Annotated in this window: 17 protein-coding genes; 7 read left to right on the top strand and 10 right to left on the bottom strand. The window is 67.3% G+C overall.

Annotation, left to right across the window (positions count from 1 at the left end; all coding sequences use genetic code 11):
- Window positions 1-63: 63 nt before the first annotated feature.
- The 7 genes from speB to speA form a co-directional block, all read right to left on the bottom strand.
- A complete protein-coding gene (speB, locus tag ACR4XJ_RS10010) occupies window positions 64-933 on the bottom strand; it encodes an agmatinase (protein ID WP_434755077.1) in 870 nt (289 codons plus the stop codon).
- Window positions 934-1075: 142 nt separating this feature from the next.
- A complete protein-coding gene (locus ACR4XJ_RS10015; RefSeq protein ID WP_434755078.1) occupies window positions 1076-1204 on the bottom strand; it encodes a hypothetical protein in 129 nt (42 codons plus the stop codon).
- Between the two features lie 257 nt (window positions 1205-1461).
- On the bottom strand, window positions 1462-2679 hold the full coding sequence (gene nspC, locus ACR4XJ_RS10020) for a carboxynorspermidine decarboxylase (protein WP_434755079.1): 1218 nt from the start codon (window positions 2677-2679) through the stop codon (window positions 1462-1464).
- A gap of 66 nt (window positions 2680-2745) precedes the next feature.
- Complete coding sequence (locus ACR4XJ_RS10025; protein WP_434755080.1) at window positions 2746-3435, bottom strand: hypothetical protein; 690 nt, start codon at window positions 3433-3435, stop codon at window positions 2746-2748.
- The gene (locus tag ACR4XJ_RS10030; RefSeq protein ID WP_434755081.1) at window positions 3419-3952 is read right to left on the bottom strand and encodes a hypothetical protein; all 534 of its coding nucleotides are present in this window, start codon (window positions 3950-3952) and stop codon (window positions 3419-3421) included. The genes ACR4XJ_RS10025 and ACR4XJ_RS10030 overlap by 17 nt, the downstream gene beginning before the upstream one ends.
- Before the next feature lie 274 nt (window positions 3953-4226).
- Window positions 4227-5417 (bottom strand): saccharopine dehydrogenase family protein, encoded by a 1191-nt coding sequence (locus ACR4XJ_RS10035; RefSeq protein ID WP_434755082.1) that lies wholly within the window; start codon window positions 5415-5417, stop codon window positions 4227-4229.
- 428 nt (window positions 5418-5845) lie between these two features.
- Window positions 5846-7765, bottom strand: a complete 1920-nt coding sequence (gene speA, locus ACR4XJ_RS10040) for a biosynthetic arginine decarboxylase (RefSeq protein ID WP_434755083.1) — start codon at window positions 7763-7765, stop codon at window positions 5846-5848.
- A gap of 689 nt (window positions 7766-8454) precedes the next feature.
- Between speA and ACR4XJ_RS10045 the strand changes: the two genes are divergently transcribed.
- Window positions 8455-9600, top strand: coding sequence for a GGDEF domain-containing protein (locus ACR4XJ_RS10045; RefSeq protein WP_434755084.1), 1146 nt, complete (start codon window positions 8455-8457; stop codon window positions 9598-9600).
- Window positions 9601-9731: 131 nt separating this feature from the next.
- On the opposite strand, the gene ACR4XJ_RS10050 is transcribed toward ACR4XJ_RS10045, so the two are convergent.
- Both ACR4XJ_RS10050 and ACR4XJ_RS10055 read right to left on the bottom strand, forming a co-directional pair.
- Entirely contained in the window at window positions 9732-11327 is a 1596-nt protein-coding gene (locus ACR4XJ_RS10050) for a leucyl aminopeptidase (protein ID WP_434755085.1), read from the bottom strand.
- A gap of 474 nt (window positions 11328-11801) precedes the next feature.
- Complete coding sequence (locus ACR4XJ_RS10055) at window positions 11802-13121, bottom strand: malic enzyme-like NAD(P)-binding protein (RefSeq protein ID WP_434755086.1); 1320 nt, start codon at window positions 13119-13121, stop codon at window positions 11802-11804.
- Between the two features lie 388 nt (window positions 13122-13509).
- Here ACR4XJ_RS10055 and ACR4XJ_RS10060 point away from each other — a divergent pair, with 388 nt between their 5' ends.
- The 6 genes from ACR4XJ_RS10060 (at window position 13510) to ACR4XJ_RS10085 (ending at window position 20297) form a co-directional block, all read left to right on the top strand.
- The gene (locus ACR4XJ_RS10060; RefSeq protein ID WP_434755087.1) at window positions 13510-14226 is read left to right on the top strand and encodes a hypothetical protein; all 717 of its coding nucleotides are present in this window, start codon (window positions 13510-13512) and stop codon (window positions 14224-14226) included.
- Window positions 14227-14228: 2 nt separating this feature from the next.
- Complete coding sequence (locus ACR4XJ_RS10065) at window positions 14229-16058, top strand: triose-phosphate isomerase (RefSeq protein WP_434755088.1); 1830 nt, start codon at window positions 14229-14231, stop codon at window positions 16056-16058.
- Between the two features lie 409 nt (window positions 16059-16467).
- Window positions 16468-17247, top strand: a complete 780-nt coding sequence (locus ACR4XJ_RS10070; protein WP_434755089.1) for a septal ring lytic transglycosylase RlpA family protein — start codon at window positions 16468-16470, stop codon at window positions 17245-17247.
- A gap of 234 nt (window positions 17248-17481) precedes the next feature.
- Window positions 17482-19191, top strand: coding sequence for a glycosyltransferase family 9 protein (locus tag ACR4XJ_RS10075; RefSeq protein ID WP_434755090.1), 1710 nt, complete (start codon window positions 17482-17484; stop codon window positions 19189-19191).
- A gap of 144 nt (window positions 19192-19335) precedes the next feature.
- Window positions 19336-19941, top strand: coding sequence for a hypothetical protein (locus ACR4XJ_RS10080; RefSeq protein ID WP_333504718.1), 606 nt, complete (start codon window positions 19336-19338; stop codon window positions 19939-19941).
- 5 nt (window positions 19942-19946) lie between these two features.
- Window positions 19947-20297, top strand: coding sequence for a hypothetical protein (locus ACR4XJ_RS10085; protein WP_333504719.1), 351 nt, complete (start codon window positions 19947-19949; stop codon window positions 20295-20297).
- Between the two features lie 159 nt (window positions 20298-20456).
- Here the strand turns inward: ACR4XJ_RS10085 and ACR4XJ_RS10090 are convergent, their stop codons facing one another.
- Entirely contained in the window at window positions 20457-22649 is a 2193-nt protein-coding gene (locus ACR4XJ_RS10090) for a GGDEF/EAL domain-containing response regulator (RefSeq protein WP_434755091.1), read from the bottom strand.
- Between the last annotated feature and the right edge of the window lie 33 nt (window positions 22650-22682).

The following is a 22682-nucleotide window of genomic DNA, read 5'->3' on the forward strand; positions in this document are numbered from 1 at the left end:
GCGCGGCGCCTGACCCTGCCTGACCCTGCCTGTCCCGCCCGCCCCGCCAGCACCGCCGCACCGTCAGCGGCAGAGCCGCTGCACCAGCCCCATGATGTCGTACACCAGCCGCGCCGCCGCGAAGTCCGCCGCGTGAAAACCCGGCATGGGGGCCAGTTCCACCACGTCGAAGCCCAGCACCCGCCGCCCGGCCATGGCCAGTTCCAGGCAGCGCCGGGCGTCGTACCAGCCAAGGCCGCCGGGCACCGGAGTGCCGGTGGCGGGCATGATGGACGGGTCCAGCCCGTCCACGTCGAAGGTCACGTAGATGCGTTCGGGAAAGTCCGGCGGCAGCAGCGGGTCGGGGATGCCGTGACGGGCCAGCGCGGCGGCGTCCAGATGCCCGACGCCCAAGGCGGCGCGGCAGTCCACTTCCTCGCGGCACAGGGCGCGCACCCCGATCTGGAACAGCGGCAGGCCCAGGTCTGCCACGGCGCGGCGCATCACCGCCGCGTGACTGTAGGGCGTGCCGCCGTAGCTGTCGCGCAGGTCGGCGTGGGCGTCGAACTGGAGTACGCCAAAAGTGCCGTGCTGGCGGTGCAGCGCCCGCAGCGCGCCCAGGGTCACGGTGTGCTCGCCGCCCAGCAGCACGGGCAGGCCGCCGTGGGACAGGGCCGTGGACGTGGCCGTCTCGATGCGGTCGAGCACCGCCTCCGCCCCGCCGGAACAGTCCACGGCGGGCGCGGTGTGGATGCCAAGCTCGGCGGGCACCGATTCTCCGTCCCACAGTTCCAGCTGGTCCGATGCCGCAAGAATGGCCGCAGGCCCCGCCGCAGTGCCCCCGCCATAGGAAACACTTTCCTCGTAGGGCACGGGAATCACATGAAAACGCGCCTTGTCGGGCGCCATGTCGTCCAGTTCAGAGGCCAGGAAACGCCCTTGGGCGTGCCGCATGGCAAGCTCCGGTAACGCCTTCCCGCGCGGGGAGGCGGCTGTTTACCCATCCATCCGGAAGGGCCGCCCCACGGGGAGGCGGCGGTCCGAAACCACGAAGCGGAAACGTGTCTGGCCAATGGCCCGCCGCCCGCCCCCGGCGCTACAGGGCGGACTTTTCGCCCGCGATGATGTCCAGATACGGCCACAGCCACAGCAGGCGGCGCAGCCGCACCACCACGTCGCCGCCGGTGCGTTCCGGCCGCAGGTCCGGGTCGGACCAGATGGTCACGCCGCCGCGTTCCTCGCACCGGAACCGGGCGGCCTCGCGTCCTTTGGGTTTGCCCACGCGCACGGCGGGGAGGCTCAGCAGCGAGCCGCCGCCTCAGCAGCCACGCAGGGGCTGGTAGTACAATACCACGTGCCCGCCGCGCGAGGCCACGTGGCGCAGGGCATCGGACTTGATGTCGATCATGACGGCCTCCGGGTGCATGCGCTCATTTCCGGACGGTAAGCATGGCGGCCGGGCCGGGCAAGCACGGTCCCACATCAGGACAGGCGGTACTTGAACGACTCGTAGCCGAAGGCGCGCACCACCTCGCGCCGCGCTCCCCGCCCATCCGCATCCGCCGGACGGTAGCGGGCGATGGCGGGCAGTTGCAGCCCGTTGAAGGTGGTGGTCTTGACCATGCTGTAGATGGCCATGTCGAGGAAGGCCAGCCGATCGCCCGGTTGCAGGGGCGCGTCGAACGAGTATTCGCCGATGACGTCGCCCGCCAGGCACGACTTGCCCGCCAGGCGGCAGGTCCACGCCTTCTCGCCCGGCAGGCCGGAGCCGATGCAGCCGGGGCGGTAGGGCATCTCCAGCACGTCGGGCATGTGCGCGGCGGCAGAGGTGTCCAGGATGGCCACGGGCATGTCGGCCCGCACCACGTCCAGCACGGTGCACAGCAGCACCCCGGCGTCGAGGGCCACGGCCTCGCCCGGCTCGATGTACACCTGCACCCCGTACTTCTGCCGCATGCGGTCGATGCACCGGCACAGCAGGTCGAGGTCATAGCCCGGCCGGGTGACGTGGTGCCCGCCGCCGAAGTTCAGCCATTTCATGCGGCCGAGATGCGCGCCGAATTTCGCCTCCACCGCGTGCAGGGTGCGGTCCAGCGCGTCGGCGTCCTGCTCGCACAGGGTGTGGAAGTGCAGGCCCGAGATGCCGTCCAGCGCGTCGCCGCCGCGCGCCGCGGCCTCGGCCAGGGCGGCCTCGAAGTGGTGCGGCCGCACCCCCAGGCGCGAGCCCGGCGAACACGGGTTGTAGATGGCCACGGCCCCTTCCGAGTGCTCCGGGTTGATGCGGATGCCGCACTCGATGGGCCGCCCGGCCGCCGCCACCGCCGGGCGGAACCTGTGCCACTGGGCGAACGAGTTAAACACCAGATGGTCGGCCAGGGTCACCAGTTCGGCCATGTCCGCGTCGCTGTACCCGGCGGCGAAGGCGTGCACCTCGCCCCCGAATTCCTCGCGGCCCAGCCGCGCCTCGTGCGGCGAACTGGCGCAGACGCCGTGCAGCACCCCGCCGTGCGCGCGCGACAGCAGCGGGAACAGGCTCCACATGGCGAAGCCCTTCAGCGCCAGCAGCACCTTGGCCCCGGTGCGGCGCTGCACCGTGTCCAGAATGGCGGCGTTGGCCGCGATGCGCGCCTCGTCCACCACGAAGCACGGCGACGGGAAGCGGCTGGGGTCGAGCTTGGCGAGATAGGCTTCGTCCATCATCCGGGTATACTCCTTGCGAAAGCGGAATGCGGGTGCGCTGTCGGCAGTTCGGAAACCGGAAAGCGGTTACGCCCCGCCCGTGGCGATGGCGCGCATGCGCGCCATGAGCAGCGGAACGCGCCCCTGGCTGGCCGGGTCGGACGGCAGGTAGCCGGGCAAGGCGTCCAGAAAGTCCTCATCGGCCAGCAGCGCGGCGAAGGCCGCGGCAAGATACCCGCGCACGGCGGCGTCCGCTGCCGTCACATCATCCGTAATGTCCGGTCGTCCGTCCAGCACGGCCACCATATCTTCCATGTCGTGGCTGGTCATGTAATCGCCGTTGCCACGCCCCCTGAAGGCTTCCAGCTTGGTGGCCAGGAAATACGCCGGGGCGGCCACCCGCAAGGGCACGCCGTCCACGGTCATGGACACGGCATGGCGCAGCGCATCGGCGTACCAGCGATTGGAAAAACCGAGGATCGCCTCGTCCGTGGGCATGACGTCGAGCGCCAGCTCACCGTGCCGCCAGCGGCACACCACGTCCATGTCCTCCACGAAGCCGCGTGCCCGCAGACGGTCGGCCATGCGGTAGTAGGCGTGGCGCGTGGCGGCCTCGACGATGACGTCCACGTCCAGCGTGGGCCGCACGTCGGGGGCCGCCGGGTCGGTCAGCAGCAGGGCCACACTGGCCCCGCCCACAAAGGCCACCTCGTCGGCAAGGTCGCCCAGCAGGCGCGCGGCGTCCAGCACATGGCCAATGTTACGCAGTCGGCGCATCGTCGCTCCGCAGCATGCCTTTCAGAAGTTCCGCCGCCCGCTGCTGCTCGCGCACACGCCCGATGCGGATGGCGTCGAGCAGGCTCAGGGCGTCGTACAGGCGGGCGTTGCGCAGGGCAACCTCGGGCACGGACTTGTACAACGGCGACAAGGACACTCCCCGATGTTCCCCTTCCGGATACGGCCAGACATAGACCGCTTCGGCGCCCGAATCATGCAGGAGTTCCCCCTTCAATGCGGGGGCGGCAAACGCCGTCGGCACCCCGCGCGTCACCGTGCCGATGTCCGGCGGAAAGGCGTACTTCACGCCGTGCACCAGAAACTCTTCCAGCGCGGCGCGCATGGGCCTGCGCCTGTTCTCATCGTACAGCCGGGCTTGCGTGGCCCGCTTGATGGAACTGTGCACCATGGACATGCTCATGCCGAGCGCCATCCCCAACTGGTCGTAGGTCCACCGGGTACGCCGCGCCACCGACAGCTTGAGCATGACGAGAACATCTTGGGGAAGCAGGTTCATGGTTATTTCATATTCTAGATTCTAGAATATCGCAAGTCTCTTCTGAAAATTGCCCTGTCATCAACACCATGTGCTTAAAGACGAGAATCGGGGAACCGCTGACGCGATCCCCCGGAATTCGCTCTACCCGTCGCACCAAGGCGATCGGCATTCAGAGGGATTTTGTTCTCCGGCAAGGAAGAAAGGTCTTCCGCTGAGGGAGCGTACGGATTTGGTACGTGACCGAAGCGGAAGACCTTTCTGACGCAGTCGGAGGGCAAAAGCGTCTGAATGCCTACTTCTCCACCACCACCCACGGCAACCCGTGCCGGTTCAGGGCGTCCATGAACGGGTCGGGGTCGAGCTGCTCCATGTTGAACACGCCCTTGCCGGACCACTTGCCGGTCACCATCATCATGGCCCCGATCATGGCGGGCACGCCGGTGGTGTACGAAATGGCCTGCGAACCCACCTCGCGGTAGGCTTCCTGATGGTCGCACACGTTGTAGATGTAGACGGTCTTGGGCTTGCCGTCCTTCACCCCCTGCATCAGGCAGCCGATGCAGGTCTTGCCCCTGGTGCGCGGGCCGAGGGAGGCCGGGTCGGGCAGCAGCGCGCGCAGGAACTGGATGGGCACGATCTTCTTGCCGTCGTGCTCCACCTCGTCGATGCGGGTCATGCCCACGTTTTCGAGCACCTTCAGGTGGTTCAGGTAGTTGTCGGAAAAGGTCATCCAGAACCGGGCGCGCTTCAGGCCCTTCAGGTTCAGCACCAGCGATTCCAGTTCCTCGTGGTACATCAGGTAGCACTTCTTCGCGCCGATGCCCTCGGGAAAGTCGTAGTTCATGGACCACGACAGGGGGTCGGTCTCCACCCATTCGCCCCGTTCCCAGTAGCGGCCGCGCGCGGTCACTTCGCGGATGTTGATTTCCGGGTTGAAGTTGGTGGCGAAGGGGTGGCCGTGGTCGCCCGCGTTGCAGTCGATGATGTCCAGCACATGCACCTCGTCCAGCAGGTGCTTCATGGCGTAGGCGCAGAACACGTTGGTCACGCCGGGGTCGAAGCCGCTGCCCAGCAGGGCCATCAGCCCGGCCTTCTCGAAGCGCTCCCGGTAGGCCCATTGCCACTTGTACTCGAACTTGGCCTCGTCCAGCGGTTCGTAGTTGGCCGTGTCCAGATAGTGCACGCCGGTTTCGAGGCAGGCGTCCATGATGGTCAGGTCCTGGTACGGCAGGGCGATGTTCAGGACCATGTCCGGCTTGTACGCGCGAATCAGCGCGACCAGTTCGGGCACGTTGTCCGCGTCCACACGGGCCGTCTCGATGGTGCGCCCGGTGCGGGCCTTCACGTCCGCGGCGATGGCGTCGCACTTGGATTTGGTGCGGCTCGCCAGCATGATTTCGGAAAACACGGAGGGAACCTGCGCGCACTTGTGGACGACCACGCCGCCCACGCCGCCAGCGCCGATGATGAGGACACGCGCCATGACGCACTCCTTTTTGCGCGCCCCGCCCGCCCCGGCATGCACCCATGCCCGCCGGACGCGCGGCCGCGCCACACTGCTGTGGTTATCCCCGACGGCCGCCCCATGATGCAGGGCGGCTCCGCTTGTCGCCTGTATCTACCGCATACCACGCAGTTCACTGCATGGCATGCCCACGGTGTACCCTGCTCGATGAACTGAGGAGTCTTGAGCTTCAACCGCTGGCAAAAGCACCGCTGCTCCCGCCGACAGTGCGATTTCGTTCGCTGGCAAGGAAGGCAAGGGCCGCATGAGGGAGCGTGCGGCAGCCGTTACACGAGCTGTGCGAGTGTTACGGCTGGCGACCGCAGCGCGCTCTTTGGTACGTGACCGATATGCGGCCCGCCGCCTGACGAAGTCCAGCGGGCGAAATCGCCTGTCGGCGCTGGTGCCTAGCGTTCGAAGTAAGTGTACCCGCGAAGCCCATCCTCATACGCCTGCATCACCCGGTACCGGTCCGAGGGGGTGATGCGCCCCTCGCGCACGGCCTGTTCGGCGGCCTCGCGGATGTCCTCGATGATGCGCCGGGGGTCGTATTCCACGTACGACAGGATGTCGGCCACGGAATCGCCGCGCAGTTCGCGCACGAATTCGTAGCTGCCGTCCTCGTGCACGCGCACCGAGACCACGTTGGTGTCACCCAGCAGGTTGTGCAGGTCGCCCAGGGTTTCCTGGTACGCCCCCACCAGGAACACGCCGAGGTAGTATTCCTCGCCGTCCCTCAGGGGGTGCAGGTCAAGGGTGCCCTTCACGCCCTGCGGGTCGATGAAGTGGTCGATGCGGCCGTCGCTGTCGCAGGTGATGTCGGACAGGATGCCCTGCCGCGAGGGCAGCTCGTTCAGGCGGTGCAGGGGCACCACCGGGAACAGCTGGTCGATGGCCCACGAGTCGGGCAGTGACTGGAACACGCTGAAGTTGCCGTAGTAGATGTCGGCCAGGGCCACGTCTATCTCGGCAAGGTCCTTGGGCACGTGCTTCAGCTTCTGCTTCTCCTGGGCGATGCGCTTCATGATGGCCCAGAAGTAGCGCTCGCCAAGGGTGCGTTCGCGCAGGGTGATGCGCCCGGTCAGAAACTGCTGGCGCACTTCGTCGCGGTAGTACACAGCGTCGTTGTAGCATTCCTGAAGGTTGCGCAGGGTCAGCCCGGCGAGCGCCTCGCGCATGTTGCGCACGGGCTCGGGGCAGTCGTCGGGCAGGATGTCGGGCAGGTTGCCGATCTCCACGCGGCTCACGTCCAGGATGTTGAACAGCAGCATGGAGTAGTAGGCCACGGTGGCGCGGCCCGATTCGGTGACGATGTGCGGATGGGCGATGCCTTCCTCGTCGAGGATGTTCATCACCGCCTCGATGATGTCCGCGCAGTATTCGTCGAGGGTGTAGTTGCGGCTGCTCACGTAGTTGGTGTGCGAGCCGTCGTAGTCCACGGCAAGGCCGCCGCCAAGGTCCAGGTAGCCCATGGCCGCGCCCTCGGCCACCAGCCCGCCGTAGATGCGGCAGGCTTCCATGACGGCGGCGCGGATGTCGCGGATGTTCGGCACCTGCGAGCCCAGGTGGTAGTGCAGCAGCTGGAAGCAGTCGAGCATGCCGTTGTCCTTCAGCATGTCCACCACGTCCACGATCTGCGCCGTGGTCAGGCCGAAGGTGGACCGCTCGCCGCCGGAGTCGGTCCAGTGGCCGCCCGCCTTCACGGACAGCTTGGCGCGCACGCCGATGAGCGGGCGCACGCCAAGGCATTTGGAGCGCTGGAGGATGAGCGGCAGTTCGCTGGCCATCTCGACCACGAAGAAACACTTGTAGCCCATGCGCACGGCGTGCAGGCCGAGGTCGATGAACTCCTCGTCCTTGTAGCCGTTGCAGACCAGACAGGCTTCGCGGTCGCGCAGTTGCGAGACGGCGGCGATGAGTTCGGCCTTGCTGCCCACCTCGAGCCCGTGGTGGTAGCGCGAACCGAACTGGGCGATCTTTTCGACCACCTGCTGCTGCTGATTGACCTTGATGGGGAAGATGCCCCGGTATTCGCCCTTGTAGCCGAGCGACCCGATGGCCTTGCGGAAGGATTGGTGAAGACTGGTGATCTGGGAATCGAGAATGTTCTCGATGCGCAGGAGCACCGGCATGTCATAGCCGCGCTCCCGCATGCCCCGGATGATTTCCGGGATGCTTACGGCAGGACCGCGGTTGTCTCCGAAAGGATAGACGACGACATCGCCGCCCGGGGCGACATCGAAGTACCCGGCACCCCAATTGCGGATGCCATAGAGCTCAGCGGAGTCGTCGACACTCCACTGTTGCAGCGTACGGTTTCTTGCCAATTCCCGAACCTCATACATACCCCGTCTACAGGTGCATGCCACGGCCACGCCACGGGGGCGGGCCGACCAGAGCCTCTCTCCTCCCCCGCGCGCCCGTACAGGACAGGGGCGCGCATGCATGGGAAGAGTGGCACCTTCTATTGACAGCGGGGGGCCTTGTCAACGGTATTTTCCCCCATTTCGTGCGAATGTCACAGTACCCCGCAATCATTGGGCGTACACGGCACGGAGCGCGCGCCAGGTGGGATTTTTACCCATTTTGCGGTAGGGCACGACATGAGACGGGACTTGCCGCTGACAGGTAGCCGCCGCTGTGGTATGGCGTGGGCGTACTTCGTGCAGACCATATCCGACAAGCCCTAAAGGGCCAGCCGAATTCCGCCGTAAAGGGGAAAGCCGTCGGCTCCGGTCCGTCAGCGGGGCCACTCCGGCCCGAAGGCCGGGGGGAGTTCCGGTCCGTCACGAATTCACGATTTCGCTGTATCCAGGTCCCATTCCGGTATGCGCGCGTGCGGCACGTTCGGGGAAACGTGCGGGGAGGACGCCGCCATCCGGCCCGCCCGGCACCGCCCTTGCGTTCCCCTCGCGCATGGAACAAGCCAGCCCGACCCTCGCCCGGCCGCATGCGCCGTGGCGCGTTGCGGGCATGCGCGGCTTTGTCCGCCCTCATGGCTGTACGAGAGGCTTCAGTGCTCGACAAAAGCAGGCTGCACCGCTGCGTGAACGCCCTGCTTGCCAATGGCCTGCAGGAAGACGCCGACCCGGAGACCGCACGCGTCACCGGAGTGGCGAACCTTTTCTATGGCGTCACGGCGCTGTTCGCCTCGGTGATGGGAATACTGGACTTCATCCAGGGGCAGACCACCTTCATGGTCTTCCTGCTGGTGCTGCTGGGCCTGGCCCTGTTCGGGCTGTTCTGGGTGCGCCGCACCGGGCGTCACGTGCTGCCCAGCACCGCGCTGGTGCTGGTGCTGTTCTGCCTGTCGCTGTACCTGGTGGCCCACGGCGGGGTGGAGGGCAGCGGCTTCGTGTGGCTGTTCATCTTTCCGCCCGTGGTCATGCTGACCTTCGGCCTGTCCATCGGCATCCTGCTGATGGCCTCCCTGCTGCTGGGGGTGGGCGCCATCCTGTTCCTGCCGGGCGATCCCTTCCTGTACGCCGACTACTCGCAGGCCTTCCGCATCCGCTACATGGTGGCCCTGCTGTGTTGCGGCATCTTCGCGGGGCTTGCCGAATACACCCGCCGCCACACCCAGCGCCTGCTCATCCTGCTGACCCAGCAACTGGCCGAAAGCGCCCGCACCGACGAACTGACCGGCCTCGCCAACCGCCGCGCCCTGTGCGAACGGCTGGAATACGAGCAGGTGCGCGCCCGCCGCACCGGCAGGCCGCTGTCCATCGCCATCTGCGACATCGACCACTTCAAGTCGGTGAACGACTGTTACGGCCACCAGTGCGGCGACCAGGTGCTGCAATCGGTGGCCGGGCTGCTGCACGACAACCTGCGCCACCAGGACACCATCTGCCGCTGGGGCGGCGAGGAATTCCTGCTGCTGTTGCCGGAAACCGACGAGGCCGGGGCCGCCCGGCTGTCCGAAAAACTGCGCGGCCTCATCGAACAGACGGAATACTCGTACCACGGCATCCCGGTCGGCGTGACCCTGTCCTTCGGGGTGCACACCTGCGGCCCGGAAGGCGACATCGACTACCACATCCGCAAGGCCGACCAGAAGCTGTACCTGGCCAAGGAACAGGGCCGCAACCGGGTGTTCGCGGGCGAGGTGCCGGACATCTTCCTGCCCGAGGGGTTGCTGCTGGACGAGGAAGAGGCGTAGGGCCTCCTTCGGATATTTCCCCGGCGCCTGCCGGGCACGCCCCCTGCCCCACGCAACGAACGCGGGCCGCGAAGGTTTCCCCTCGCGGCCCGCTGGCCGTTTTCCGTATCCCGGATTCCCGGATGCAGCCCTTACACGCCGCCGCGCGCAAGTTCCAGCAGCGTGCGCACCGCAAAGCCGGTGCCGCCGCCGGGGCAGGTGGAGGTCTTCTTGGCGGTGTAGGCCGGGCCCGCGATGTCCAGGTGCGCCCAGCGCACCCCCTTGTCCACGAACTGCTTCAGGAACAGCGCCGCGTTGACGGCCCCGCCCTCGCGCGGGCCCACGTTGGCCATATCGGCCACGTCGCTCTTCAGGTTTTCGAAGAACATGTCCCACAGCGGCAGGGGCCAGAAACGGTCGCCCACCACGTCGCCGACCCCGCGGATGCGGCCGGACAACCCATCGTCGTTGGCGAACACCGCCGCCACGTCAGTGCCCAGCGCCACCACGCAGGCCCCGGTCAGGGTGGCCAGGTCCACCACCACCTCGGGGGCGTATTCGCGCTGGGCCCAGGTCAGGGCGTCGCACAGCACCAGCCGCCCTTCGGCGTCGGTGTTGATGATCTCCACCGTCTTGCCGGACAGGGTGGTCACGATGTCGCCGGGACGGGTGGCCCGGCCGTCGGGCATGTTTTCGGTGCAGGGCATGATGCCCACCACCCGGCGGGGCACGTCGGAGCGGCCCAACGCCTCGAACAGCCCCAGGATGGCCGCCGCGCCCGCCATGTCGCCCTTCATCTCGTGCATCTTGGCGGCGGGCTTCAGGCTGATGCCGCCCGTGTCGAAGGTGATGCCCTTGCCCACGAACACCAGCGGTTTCTGGTCCTCGGTGCCCTTGGGGGCATGCTCGATGACCACCAGCCGGGGCTCCTCCTCCGCGCCACGGAACACCGAGGCGAACGCCCCCATGCCCATCTCCACCAGTTCGGCGCGGCCCAGCGAACGGGCCCGCATGCCGTATTTCTTCGCAATGGCCTCGGCCTGTCCGGCCAGATGGCCGGGGGTGACGAAGTTGGGCGGGCCGTTGACCAGGTCGCGCGCCAGGGCCACCCCGGCGGCGGCCGCCTCTCCCCTGCGGGCGGCGGCGTGCAGGTCGTCCGGCACAGAGGCTTCGGCGCACAGCAGAGCCAGCCAGCGCGGCTCGAAACGGGCGTCTTCGCCAGCTTCGGGACCGCCATTCCCGCCGTTGCCAGTACCGTTGGTCTTGAAGCGGTCGTAGCGGTACAGGCCCAGCAGCGCGCCGCACACGACCTCCTCGAATGGGGACCAGGGCGGGGTGCCGCCCTCTCCCGCCGCAGCGGCAGCCACCAAGGCAAGGGACGGCGCGTCAAAACGAGCCAAGGACGAAGCGTCCAGGCCCACCGTCTCGATCTTCAGTTCTCGGCAGCGGCGCAGGGCCGCGCCCGCCGCCGCGCGCAGCCCGGCCGGAGCCGTGGCCGCGAACGCCTCGCGCTTGCCCAGCCCCGCCGCGATCACGCGCGGCACGGCCAAGTCCGGGTGCCCGTGGAACACGGCGACCTCGTCCTTCTTGCCCCTGAAATCACGCACCGCCGGGGCAATGCCCAGCCACGGCGCCGCCTCCAGCAGTTCCGGCGCCCCGTCCGACAAGGCTTCGCCCTCGAACAGGAACACGATCACCGCATCCGCGCGCCACTGGGCAGGTCCGCCCACCTGAAAGCGAATGTCCACGTCACACCTCCATCACGCGCCTCTCCGGCGGCGTAGCAATTCTTGGGAAATAAGGCACCGGATGCGTCCACGCAACGGCACCGGCGGCATAAAGCCGCCGGTGCCCAGCAAATAATACTTTGACCGGAGAGGCGTGCAATGCCTCCTCCCAAGCGCCCTTGGCGTTACCGGGCGCGTGCAAACCAGGATTTTTGTTCGCTGGCGAGGAAAACTAGCCTGCCATGAGGGAGTGCCTCAGCCGTTAGGCAAGCGCGCAGCGCGAGTCTTACGGATGAGGACCGCAAAGCGCGGCAGCCGTTCTGCGAGTCTTCGAGCATTACGGATGGCGACCGCAGAGCGTACTCTTATCGTATTCGGCCGAGCCTTAGCCGTTAGGCGAGCGCACAGCGCGAGTCTTACGGATAAGGACAGCAAAGCCATGGCAGGCGACGTTTGACGACGCCAGCGGGCAAAAGGACGGTTTGCAGTACCAAACTAGAAGTCCAGGCCATACGTATCGATAAACTGCCCGATGCGGGCGCGCGCGGCCTGCATGCGTTCGCGCAGTTCCACCTTGTAGGCGGCCAGGTCCAGTTGGCGACGCGCCACACCGGTGCGCATGGCGGCTTCGGCCACGGCCGGGGCCACCCACTCGATGACGCGCGGGTCCAGCGCCTTGGGGATGATGTAGTCCACCCCGTACGCCAGTTCCGAAAGGCCGTAGGCGGCCAGCACGTCGGCGGGCACGGGTTCGCGCGCCAGGGCGGCCAAGGCGCGGGCGGCGGCCAGCTTCATCTCCTCGTTGATGGCGGTGGCGCGGGTGTCCAACGCGCCCCGGAAGATGAACGGGAAGCCCAGCACGTTGTTGATCTGGTTGGGGTAGTCGGAACGGCCCGTGGCCATGATCACGTCGGCGCGCGCGGCCCTGGCGTCCTCGTAGGAAATTTCCGGGTCGGGGTTGGCGCAGGCGAAGATGATGGGGTTCGGGGCCATGGAGCGCACCATGTCCTGGGTGACCATGCCGCCCACGGACAACCCCAGGAAGCAGTCGGCGCCGCGCATGACGTCGGCCAGGCTGCCGTGGTCGCGGTCCTGCGCGAATTCCAGCTTCTGGGCGTTCAGGTCGGTGCGGCCCTTGTGGATGAGCCCGCGCGAATCGAACATGAACACGTTCCCGCGCCGCACGCCAAGCGATTCGAAGAACCTGGTGCAGGCGATGGCCGCGGCCCCCGCGCCGCTGATCACCAGCTTCACGTCCTGCGGCTGGCGGTCGGTCATCTCCAGCGCGGCGATGAGACCCGCGCCCGAAATGATGGCCGTGCCGTGCTGATCGTCGTGGAACACCGGTATGTCCATCTGCTCGATGAGCGTCCGCTCGATCTCGAAGCACTCCGGCGCCTTGATGTCCTCAAGGTTGATGCCGCCGAAGGTGGGCTCCAGCATCTTCACGAATTCGATGATCTTCTTGGGGTCCTTCTGGTCGATGGACAGGTCGTACACGTCCACGTCCGCGAAGATCTTGAACAGCACGCCCTTGCCTTCCATCACCGGCTTGCCCGCCAGCGGCCCGATGTTGCCGAGCCCCAGCACCGCGGTGCCGTTGCTGACCACCGCCACGAGGTTGCCCTTGTTGGTGTAGTCGTAGCCCAGCGCCACGTCGGCGTGGATGGCCCGGCACACCTCGGCGACGCCGGGGGTGTAGGCCATGGAAAGATGCTTCTGCGTGGCGCAGGGCTTTACGGGAACCACCTCCACCTTCCCCGGGTGGCCGGACGCGTGATAGCGCAGCGCCTCTTCCTTGGTGAACAGGGCCATGAAATGCCTCGCTTGTCGTTGACGGTGCGGTAAAGGGAACGAACGCCGTGCCCGGCAAGCTGCCTGCCTGCGGCCGGCTGCACGCCCTCACGTCCGCGCAACGTAGTGCAGCGGCGCATCCATTGCAAGCCGCGCCGTACCCGCCTGCCGCACCACGTAAGCCGGAATATTTCCAGAAATGCTGCCCCGTCGCCTGCTCTCGCCCCTCATCCCGCCGGTGTACCCGTTTGCGGCCACCATCCTTGCCGGAGCCCCCCACCACCCCTCTCTTCCCGTTCTTGTCAAATCACGCTATACATCCCCCTTCGGAGTACCACGCACCATGTCGAGACGCTGGGTAGAGGCCAATCTGGCCGAGTTCGCACGGGACGTCATGCGGGATTTCTGCATGGCGAGCGTCGTGCTTGAGGGGCAGTTCCACCGGTTCGACGAGGCCGGCGCCGTTTCCTTCCCTGTCATGCGCGACCTTCTGGGCGAAATGATGAACAAGGGGCTGCTCTGGCGTCTCAAGGACACCGCGCACCACCTCTTCCGCAACGACCCGGCGCAAGACCCTGTGGCGCCCATGCTGGACTGGGCCGTGGGCTACGCCTTTCATGAATGCGTGAAGCTGAAGGAAGACGCCTACCAGCACCAGCACTACGCGCCGCAGTACCGGGCCCTGCGCGAGCAGGACATGGGAGAGGAAGTGCGGGCCATCGTCGAGCCGCTCGCCTCCATGCTGGCCCAGACGCGGGAAAGCATGGAGCGCGAAATCCGGCGCATCCGTTACATCCTTGGCCGCATCCGCAGGCTGATGTGCCTGTACTACGCCGCGCACGGCGGCAACAGGCTGCTGGCGCGGCTGCTGTTCGACCGTGACGAGCTTGTGCGCTCGGTGTTCGGCGAGGAGTACGGCCTTCTGCTGCAAGGATTGTACGGCCACAAGCCGGAGCGCATGTTCATCCAGGCGGGGGAATCCCTGCTTGACGGCGGCAGGCCGGAAGACGCCCTGCGCGCCGCGCACGCGGCCGTGGCCCTTGCGCCCGGCTGCCAGCGCGCGCACCGCCTCGTGGCCGAGGCGGAACAGCGTATCGATCAGACCCCCCGAAGGAGGGCCATCTAGCCATGAGCCTGCTGCATCTCAACCGCGCTTCCTCCCGCGTCAGGCTGGAGAACCGCGACGACCCCGAACTGTACCGCGAGATCTTTCCCTATTCCAAGATCAGCCGCGTGGAGTTCGACGACATCTTCCTGATGCCGCGCCCGGCGGAGCCGATGTTCATCACGGACACGACCTTCCGCGACGGCCAGCAGGCCCGCCCGCCCTACACGGTGAAGCAGATCGTCCACATCTTCGACATGCTGCACCGCCTTGGCGGCCGCAGCGGGCTCATCCACGCCTCGGAGTTCTTCATGTACTCCGACAAGGACCGCAAGGCCATCGAGGCCTGCCGGGCCAAGGGGTACAAGTTCCCCCGCGTCACCGGGTGGATACGGGCCAACGTCAACGACCTGAAGATCGCGCGGGACATGGAGTTCGAGGAAGTGGGCCTGCTGACCAGCGTGTCGGACTACCACCTGTACCTCAAGCTGGGCATGGACCGCGAAAAGGCCATGGACAGCTACCTGCGCGTGGTGGAACAGGCGCTGGAATGGGGCATCACCCCGCGTTGCCACTTCGAGGACATCACCCGCGCCGACATCCACGGCTTCTGCCTGCCCTTCGCGCGCAAGCTGATGGACCTTTCGAAGCAGAGCGGCCAGCCGGTCAAGATCCGCATGTGCGACACCATGGGCTACGGCGTGCCGTACCCCGGCGCCACCCTGCCGCGCTCGGTGCCGCGCATCGTGCGCGCCCTGACCGACGAGGGCGGCGTGCCCGGCCAGTGGCTGGAATGGCACGGCCACAACGACTTCCACAAGGTGCTCATCAACGGGGCCACCGCGTGGCTGTACGGCTGCTCGGGCGTCAACTGCACGCTGCTGGGCTTCGGCGAGCGCACCGGCAACACCCCGCTGGAGGCGCTGGTCATCGAATACGTCTCGCTGACCGGCGACGACGACGCCGCCGACACCCGGGTCATCAACGAGATAGCCGAATACTTCGAGAAGGAACTGGACTACCGCATCCCGGACAACTACCCGTTCGTGGGCAAGGACTTCAACGCCACCAGCGCGGGCATCCACGTGGACGGCCTGGCCAAGAACGAGGAAATCTACAACATCTTCGACACGCGCAAGATCCTGAACCGGCCGGTGCCCATCATCATCACCGACAAGTCGGGGCGCGCCGGGGTGGCGTACTGGATCAACCAGTACCTGGGCCTGGCCGAGGACCGGCACGTGTCCAAGAAGCACCCGGCCGTGGGCAAGATCTACACCAAGATCATGGACGCCTACGAAAAGGGCCGCAACACGTCCTTCTCCAACAAGGAAATGAAGGCCCTGGTGCGGCGCTTCATGCCCGAGCTGTTCGCCTCGGAATTCGACCAGATCAAGAAGCTGGCGGGCGAGCTTTCGGCGCACCTGATCATCAAGCTGGCCCAGGAATGCCAGATCACCGGCCTTGGCGGCGAGGACAAGTACCCGTGCATGCGCGACTTCGTGCGCGAGTACCCGTTCATCCAGTACCTGTACCTCACCGACAAGGCGGGCAAGCTGCTCTCCGCCGCCATCACCGACCCGGCGTACAAATCGAAGTACGACCAGTTGCCGCTGGGTTTCGACTTCTCCAACCGCGCGTGGTTCATCCGGCCCATGCAGACCGGCGAACTGCACATCACCGACGTGTACCAGTCGCAGTTCACCGGCCAGTTGATCCTTACCGTGTCCACGGCGGTCACCGACGACCGCGACGAGATCACCGGGATCATCGGGGCGGACATCCAGATCGAACAACTGCTCCGCCAGGCCGAGGCCATCGAGGACGTGGTGGACAGCGATTCCGACGAGTAGGAGCCGAATGAAACGGCCCGGAGGCGGCGACGCTTCCGGGCCGTTTTGTTTGTACCGGGCGGAATGGCGGGTTGGGGCGGGGCAGGGTCCGACTGCTGCGGGCGGGCGCGGCGCATGGCGGTGCCGGATGCCCCGCCGCAGCGGCCTGCCCGGAAGGGGGCGGGGCCTCGTCCGGCGCGGCCTGCTGCGTTCCGTGGCGGCAGGATGTGCAAGCAGTTGCGTGCGCAGCGGTTTTCGGTAACAGTCCGGAAGGTGCACGGCGCGTCGCGCCCGCCGCGCCCGGCACGCCATGCCCGGCGTAGTGTGGCCGTGCCCGCCCGAGCACCGTTTTCCGCTGCCGCCCGATTGCGTCATGATTCGCTCATGGCCGCCGCACCCGCCGTATCCGGCGCAACCCGACGGAGCCTCAATGCCGCACCTTCGCCCCAGCCAGACCTGTTCCGCGCCGTCCCGTCTCGTTCTGCCCATCGTTCTGCTGCTGCTTGCCGCGTTGCTGGCCACGGGCTGCGGTTCCGGTTCGCGCCGCATTTCCGCGCCGCCGTCGGACCAGTCCGTGAAGTATCCCAAGGGCGAACCGCAGGGGCCGCGCGCCAAGCCGTACACGGTCCTGGGCAGGACCTACCATCCGCTGCTCTCGGCGCACGGGTTCTCGGAAGAGGGCATCGCCTCGTGGTACGGCAAGGACTTTCACGGCCGCAAGACCGCCAACGGCGAAATCTACGACATGTACGGGCTGACCGCCGCGCACAAGCTGCTGCCGTTCAACACCGTGGTCAAGGTGACCAACCTCCAGAACGGCCGCTCCACCACCGTGCGCGTCAACGACCGTGGCCCCTTCGTGGGCGACCGGATCATCGACCTGACCAACACCGCCGCCAACCAGATCGGCATGCTGGGACCCGGTACCGCCCGGGTGCGCGTGGAAACCGTGGGCGACGTGCCCGGCCTGCAGGACGGCGACATGACCGGCCGCTTCTACGTGCAGGTGGGGGCCTTCGCCAACAAGGACAACGCCAGCCGCCTGGTGACCCGCCTGCAGGGCCAGGGCTGGAATGCCCGGATGTACTGGGCCGACATGGTCCGGTTCTGGCGCGTCCAGGTGGGCCCGTGGGGCACCCTGAGCGAGGCCGAACGGATGCGTGAACGGTTGAGGGGTGAGTTCGCGGTCAACTTCGTGGTGGCCGATTAGGTGGCGCCGTCGCAAGGGTCTTTTTGCCTCTGCCTTCGTCAGATCGCCTTTTTATTCCGGTCGAGTACGATAAGAGTACACTTCCTCCATAAAAAGGCGATCTTCCTCGGCAGAGAACAAAAATCCCTCTTGCGACAGCGCCACCTGCAACCGGCCCGCACGCCTGCTGAAACGTGGGAATGCATGTCTTCGTTGCCCGTTTCCTTTCGGACGTGCTCACGGTAAGGATGCGCCATGAACCTCCTGCTGGTGAACCTGACCCGCTTCGGCGACCTGTTGCAGACGCAGCCGGTGGTGCATGGCCTGCGCGCGCAGGGGCACCGGGTGGGGCTGGTGTGCCTGGAGAATTTCGCGGGCGCGGCGGCGCTGCTGGAAGGCGTGGACCACGTGGCCGCCTTGCCGGGCTCGGCATTGCTGGCGGGCGTGCAGCCCGGCGGCGACTGGCGGGCCTGCACGGCCGGACTCATGGAATGGACCGGCAGGCTGCGCGGAGCCTATGCCCACGATGCCGTGCTGAACCTTACCGCCACCCTGGGCGGCCGCCTGCTGGGGCGGCTGCTGGCAGGCGACGACGGAGAGTTGCGCGGCTTCGGGCTGGACCCGTTCGGGTTCGGGGTCAACGCGGACCCGTGGTCGGCATTTTTGCAGGCATCCACCCGGCAGCGCGGATGCAGCCCGTTCAACCTCGTGGACCTGTTCCGCATGGCGGCGGGCGTGGGCAGCGTGGACCCCGTGTACGCGCTGCGCGCGCCGGAGCCGGACGCCCTGGCCGAGGCCGGGGTGCGGCTGGCGCAGGCCGCGCCGCCGGAGCACGCCGGGTACGTGGCCATGCAGCTTGGGGCCAGCGAAGAGCGCCGCCGCTGGCCGGTGGCCCGTTTCGCGGCGCTGGCCGCCCGGCTGTGGCGCGAACTGCGCCTGGTGCCGGTGCTGCTGGGCGCGGGCGGCGAGCGGAAGCTGGGCGAACGGCTGCGTGCGGCCCTGGCGGAAGACGCCGGAACCTCCAGTGCGGCCCCGGCGCCGTGCATCGACCTTATCGGCGCCACCAGCCTGCCGCAACTGGCCGCCACCCTGCGCCACGTGCGGCTGCTGGTCACCAACGACACCGGCACCATGCATCTGGCCGCCGGGCTGGATGTGCCGGTGCTGGCCATCTTTCTGGCCACGGCCCAGCCGTGGGACACCGGCCCCTACCGCCAGGACTGCTGCTGCCTGGAGCCCGCGCTGGACTGCCACCCATGTCCGTTCGGCGCGCCCTGCCCGCACGCCGAGCGCTGCCGCCAGGTCATTTCCGCCGACACCGCGTTCGGCCTGGCCCACGGCCAACTGACCACCGGGCGCTGGCCGCAGGCGAACCCCGCATCGGACGCCCCCCGCGAGGCGCGGGTGTGGCGCACCCTGCGCGAGGCGGATGTTTCCCTTGCGGCAGCCGCCGTCCCGGCCTCCACCCCCGCCATGGCCGGACGCGGGTTCATGGATCTCGCTTCGCTGTCCGGGCACGAAGGCGAAGACCGCACCCGCTGGATACGCCTGCAACGCCACTTCTATCGTCAGTTTCTTGACCGGGCTCCGGCCCGTTCCGGCGGCCAGCCCGACCAGGCCGTTCTCGCCATCCGGCCGCCGCAATCCCCCTGCGTCCTCTCCGAAGCCCTGCGCGCCCGCGCCGTGGACGAGCTGCGCCAGGCCGACGCGCTGCTGCACCTCATGGGCGAGCAGGGCGGCCTGCTGAAGGTGCGCCCCTCGGACATGGCCAAGTCGCGCTTCCTCGGCACGGTAAGCCGGGTGCAGGCCCTGTGGGACAACAGCGCGCTGTTCAACGTGCTGGGCCACCTGTGGCTGTGCGAGTCGCAGGGGGCGGGCGGCACGCTGGATTCCGTGCTGGCCCTGGCGGCGGCCTATCGCGGGCTGGCGCGGGCCTGGCTGGAGCACCTTTCCCCTTCGGCCTGAGTTCCCATGCCGTTTTGCCGCGATGGGGCGGCGATGGCCCGTGCCCCTGCCGGGGCGCGTTGCCTGCGTCATGGTCCGTTTCTTGCTTTACCGCAGGCGGACGTGACAAATTTTCCCGGTGCCGGGATGCAGGAGGGAGACCCCATGATCGTTATCGATGGCCGCCAGGCCGACATCAAGCTGGAAAACTTCGCCAATCTCGAAGAAATCCTCGTCAGGGTGATGGAGGGCAGCTACCTCGAGAACCGCGTGGTGACCGACGTGCTCGTCAACGACGAGGCGTTCTCGGAAATCTATCCCCACCAGGCCGAGGACATCGAGCGGCGCGACATCCGCTCCGTCGAGATCCGCAGCATGCCCGTGGGCGAAATGGCCGTGAACATCACCCGCGAACTGTACAAGGTGGTGCAGGTGATGACCGACGGCTCGCGCCAGGTGGCCGTGCTGTTCCGCCAGGCCGACGACGCCGAGGCCCTGGACATGTTCCAGGACCTGCTGGAAGTGACCCGCGACTTCATGGGCATGATCGGGGTGCTGCGCAACGAGTTCTCGCTGCGCACCACCAAGGACTTCAGCGACAACGTGGAACGTTTTTCCGACCTGTTGGGCGAAATGACCGAAGTGCTCGAGAACGAGGACTGGATCCTGCTGGCCGACCTGCTGGAATACGAATTCCTGCCCGCCTGCGAAAACTGGAAGAAGGTCATCCAGGCCCTGCGCGAGGATATCCGGCAGGCCAGCAAGGGGTAGCCGCCATGGCCGACAGCCTTTCCCTGCTCGACATGGCCCTGCAACTGGGCGAACGCGAACTGGGGGCCCTTGCCGCCGGTGACGTGGAGACCGCCGAATCCGCCTCGCGCGAGCGGGCGGAACTGGTGGAGATGGCCTGGAGCCGCCGCGACCCGTCCGCGCTGAACGACCTGCGCGACAAGTTGCAGCGCCTGCAATGCCTGCAAGGCCGCCTGACCGAGGAGGCCCGCAGGCTGCACGAGAACATCCGCAGCCAGTTGCAGCAGTCGCGCCGCGAATCGCAGCGGCTTTCCGGCTATCGCCAGGCCACGCGCACCACGCCCAGGCTGATCACCCTGGGGCGCGGGCAGGTGTAGCCGCCTTTTCCACGGCATCGGATACGCAACGAACCGGGGGCCGGATGCATGATGCATCCGGCCCCCGTTGTCATTGAAAGGCGGGGCGAGCCGGGGCGAGGCGGGGTTGAGGAACGTTTCCGCGCGGCCCCGCCAGCCTTGGGCTGCTCGCGGCCGTTCCTATTTCCTGCTCTTCGCGGTTCCCGTGGTTCCAACCGTCCGCATCCAGTCCGCGAATCCGTCGGCGGGCAGGGGCTTGCTGTAGTAGTAGCCCTGCACCTCGCGGCAGCCGTAGGCGCGCAGGAAGTCCAGCTGGTCGTCGGTTTCCACGCCTTCGGCCACCACGTTCAGCGACAGGTTGCGCCCCATGGTGACGATGGTGGAGACGATGGTGGCGTCGCCCTCGTCGCCGGGCACGTCGCGCACGAACGAACGGTCGATCTTGATGGTGTCGATGGGGAAATTCTTCAGGTAGTACAGCGAGGAATGCCCGGTGCCGAAGTCGTCGATGGCGATGGAGATGCCCTGCGCCGCCAGCCGTTCCAGGATGGCCACGGAGGTGGGCAGGTCGCGCATCATGGTGGTTTCGGTGATTTCCAGTTCCAGCTGCGAGGGCGGCAGGCCCGATTCGGCCAGGGCGGCTTCCACCCGGTCCAGCAGGTCGGGCTGGAACTGCCGGGCGGAGATGTTCACGGCGATGCGCAGCGGGCCCAGTTCTTCGGTCCAGCGCCGGGTCTGGATGCACGCGTCGCGCAGCACCCGCTCGCCCAGCGCCACCACGAGGCCGGTGTCCTCGGCCACGGGAATGAACTCCACCGGCGGCACCAGGGTGCCGTCGGGCCGGGCCCAGCGCACCAGCGCCTCCATGCCGGTGACCTGCCCAGCCATGATGTCCACGCGCGGCTGGTAGAACACCACGAACTCGTCGTTCTCCAGCCCCTTGCGGATGCTCTTCTCGATGGCCAGGCGGCGGGTCACGTCGTCGTTCATGGCCTGGGTGAAGCGGCGGAAGCGCGCGCCGCCCTGCTCCTTGGCGCGGTACATGGCGATTTCCGCGTTCTTCAGCAGGGTGGCCGGATCGAGCCCGTCGTCGGGGGCGACGCTGATGCCGATGGAGGGCATCACGTACAGTTCGTGGTCGGCGGCGTTGAAGGGGCGGGTGAACGCCTCCTGGATGCGTGCCGATTCCGCCTCGGCCACCTCTCCGTCGCCCTCCGGCGACAGGGGCAGCAGCATCACGAACTCGTCGCCGCCAAGGCGCGCCACCATGTCCCGCCGGGGGGCCATGCCCACCAGGCGGCCCGCCACGGTGCGCAGCAATTCGTCGCCCACGGCGTGGCCCAGGCTGTCGTTGACGGTCTTGAAATTGTCCATGTCCAGGTACAGCACCGCCAGCCGCGCCTCGGGCCCGCCCCTGCGGGCATGCTCTTCCATGCGCTGGCGCAGGCCCATGCGGTTGGGCAGGCCGGTCAGTTCGTCGTGGGTGGCCTGGTGGACGATCTGGGCTTCCTTGCGCTTCAGTTCGCTGACGTCGAGGAAGGTGCCCACCTCGCCCGCGCGCTGGCCGGTGCGGTCGCGGAAATAGCTCTTGTACAGCACCAGCACCCGCTCTTCGCCGGCGGCGTCGCGCAGGTCGATCATGCACGAGTAACCCGCCCCGTCCTCGTCCGCGACGTCGAGCCGGCCGGCGGATTCCCCCACGCGGCAGGCCAGTTCCTGCGGCAATATCTCGTGTACCGAGCGGCCCACGATGTCCTCGGACGCGCGGCCGATCAGCCGGCTGAACGCGCGGTTGCAGCCGATGTAGGTGCCTTCCAGCGTCTTGTAGAACACCGGGTTGGGCATGCCCTCCACCAGGGCTTCCAGGAACTGGTTCTTCTCCTGCAACAGGGCCTGGTACTCCACCAGGCGGTCGTTGGTCTCGCGCAGTTCGCGGGTGCGTTCCTGCACCTCCTGTTCGAGGCGCTCGCGGTAGCGCTTGCGCTCCTCCAGCAGGCGGGCGCGTTCCAGCGCCTTGTTCACGGCGTGTTCCAGCACGCGCATGTCGGTGACCGGCTTGGTCACGTAGTCCCACGCGCCGTGGCGCAGGGCCTCCACCGCCTCTTCCAGCACGCCCACGCCCGAGACCACGATGACGGGCACGTCGGGGGCGTTCTCGCGCAGGCGTTCCAGCACCTCCATGCCGCCCATGACGGGCATGCGCAGGTCCACCAGCACGAGGTCGGGAGAGCTTTCGGCGAACACCTCCAGCCCTCGGCGGCCGTTTTCCGCCTCGACCACGTCGAAGCCACTGTCTTCAAGGTAGGCGACCAGGTTCGAGCGGACGTTGATGTCGTCGTCGATGGTCAGGATGCGGGGGGGCCGTTGGAGCATGGGGCGGCAGTTCCCTGTGGGTTGCTCTGATGT

The sequence above is a fragment of the Nitratidesulfovibrio sp. D1 genome (assembly GCF_051133415.1).
Classification (GTDB): Bacteria; Desulfobacterota; Desulfovibrionia; order Desulfovibrionales; family Desulfovibrionaceae; genus Cupidesulfovibrio.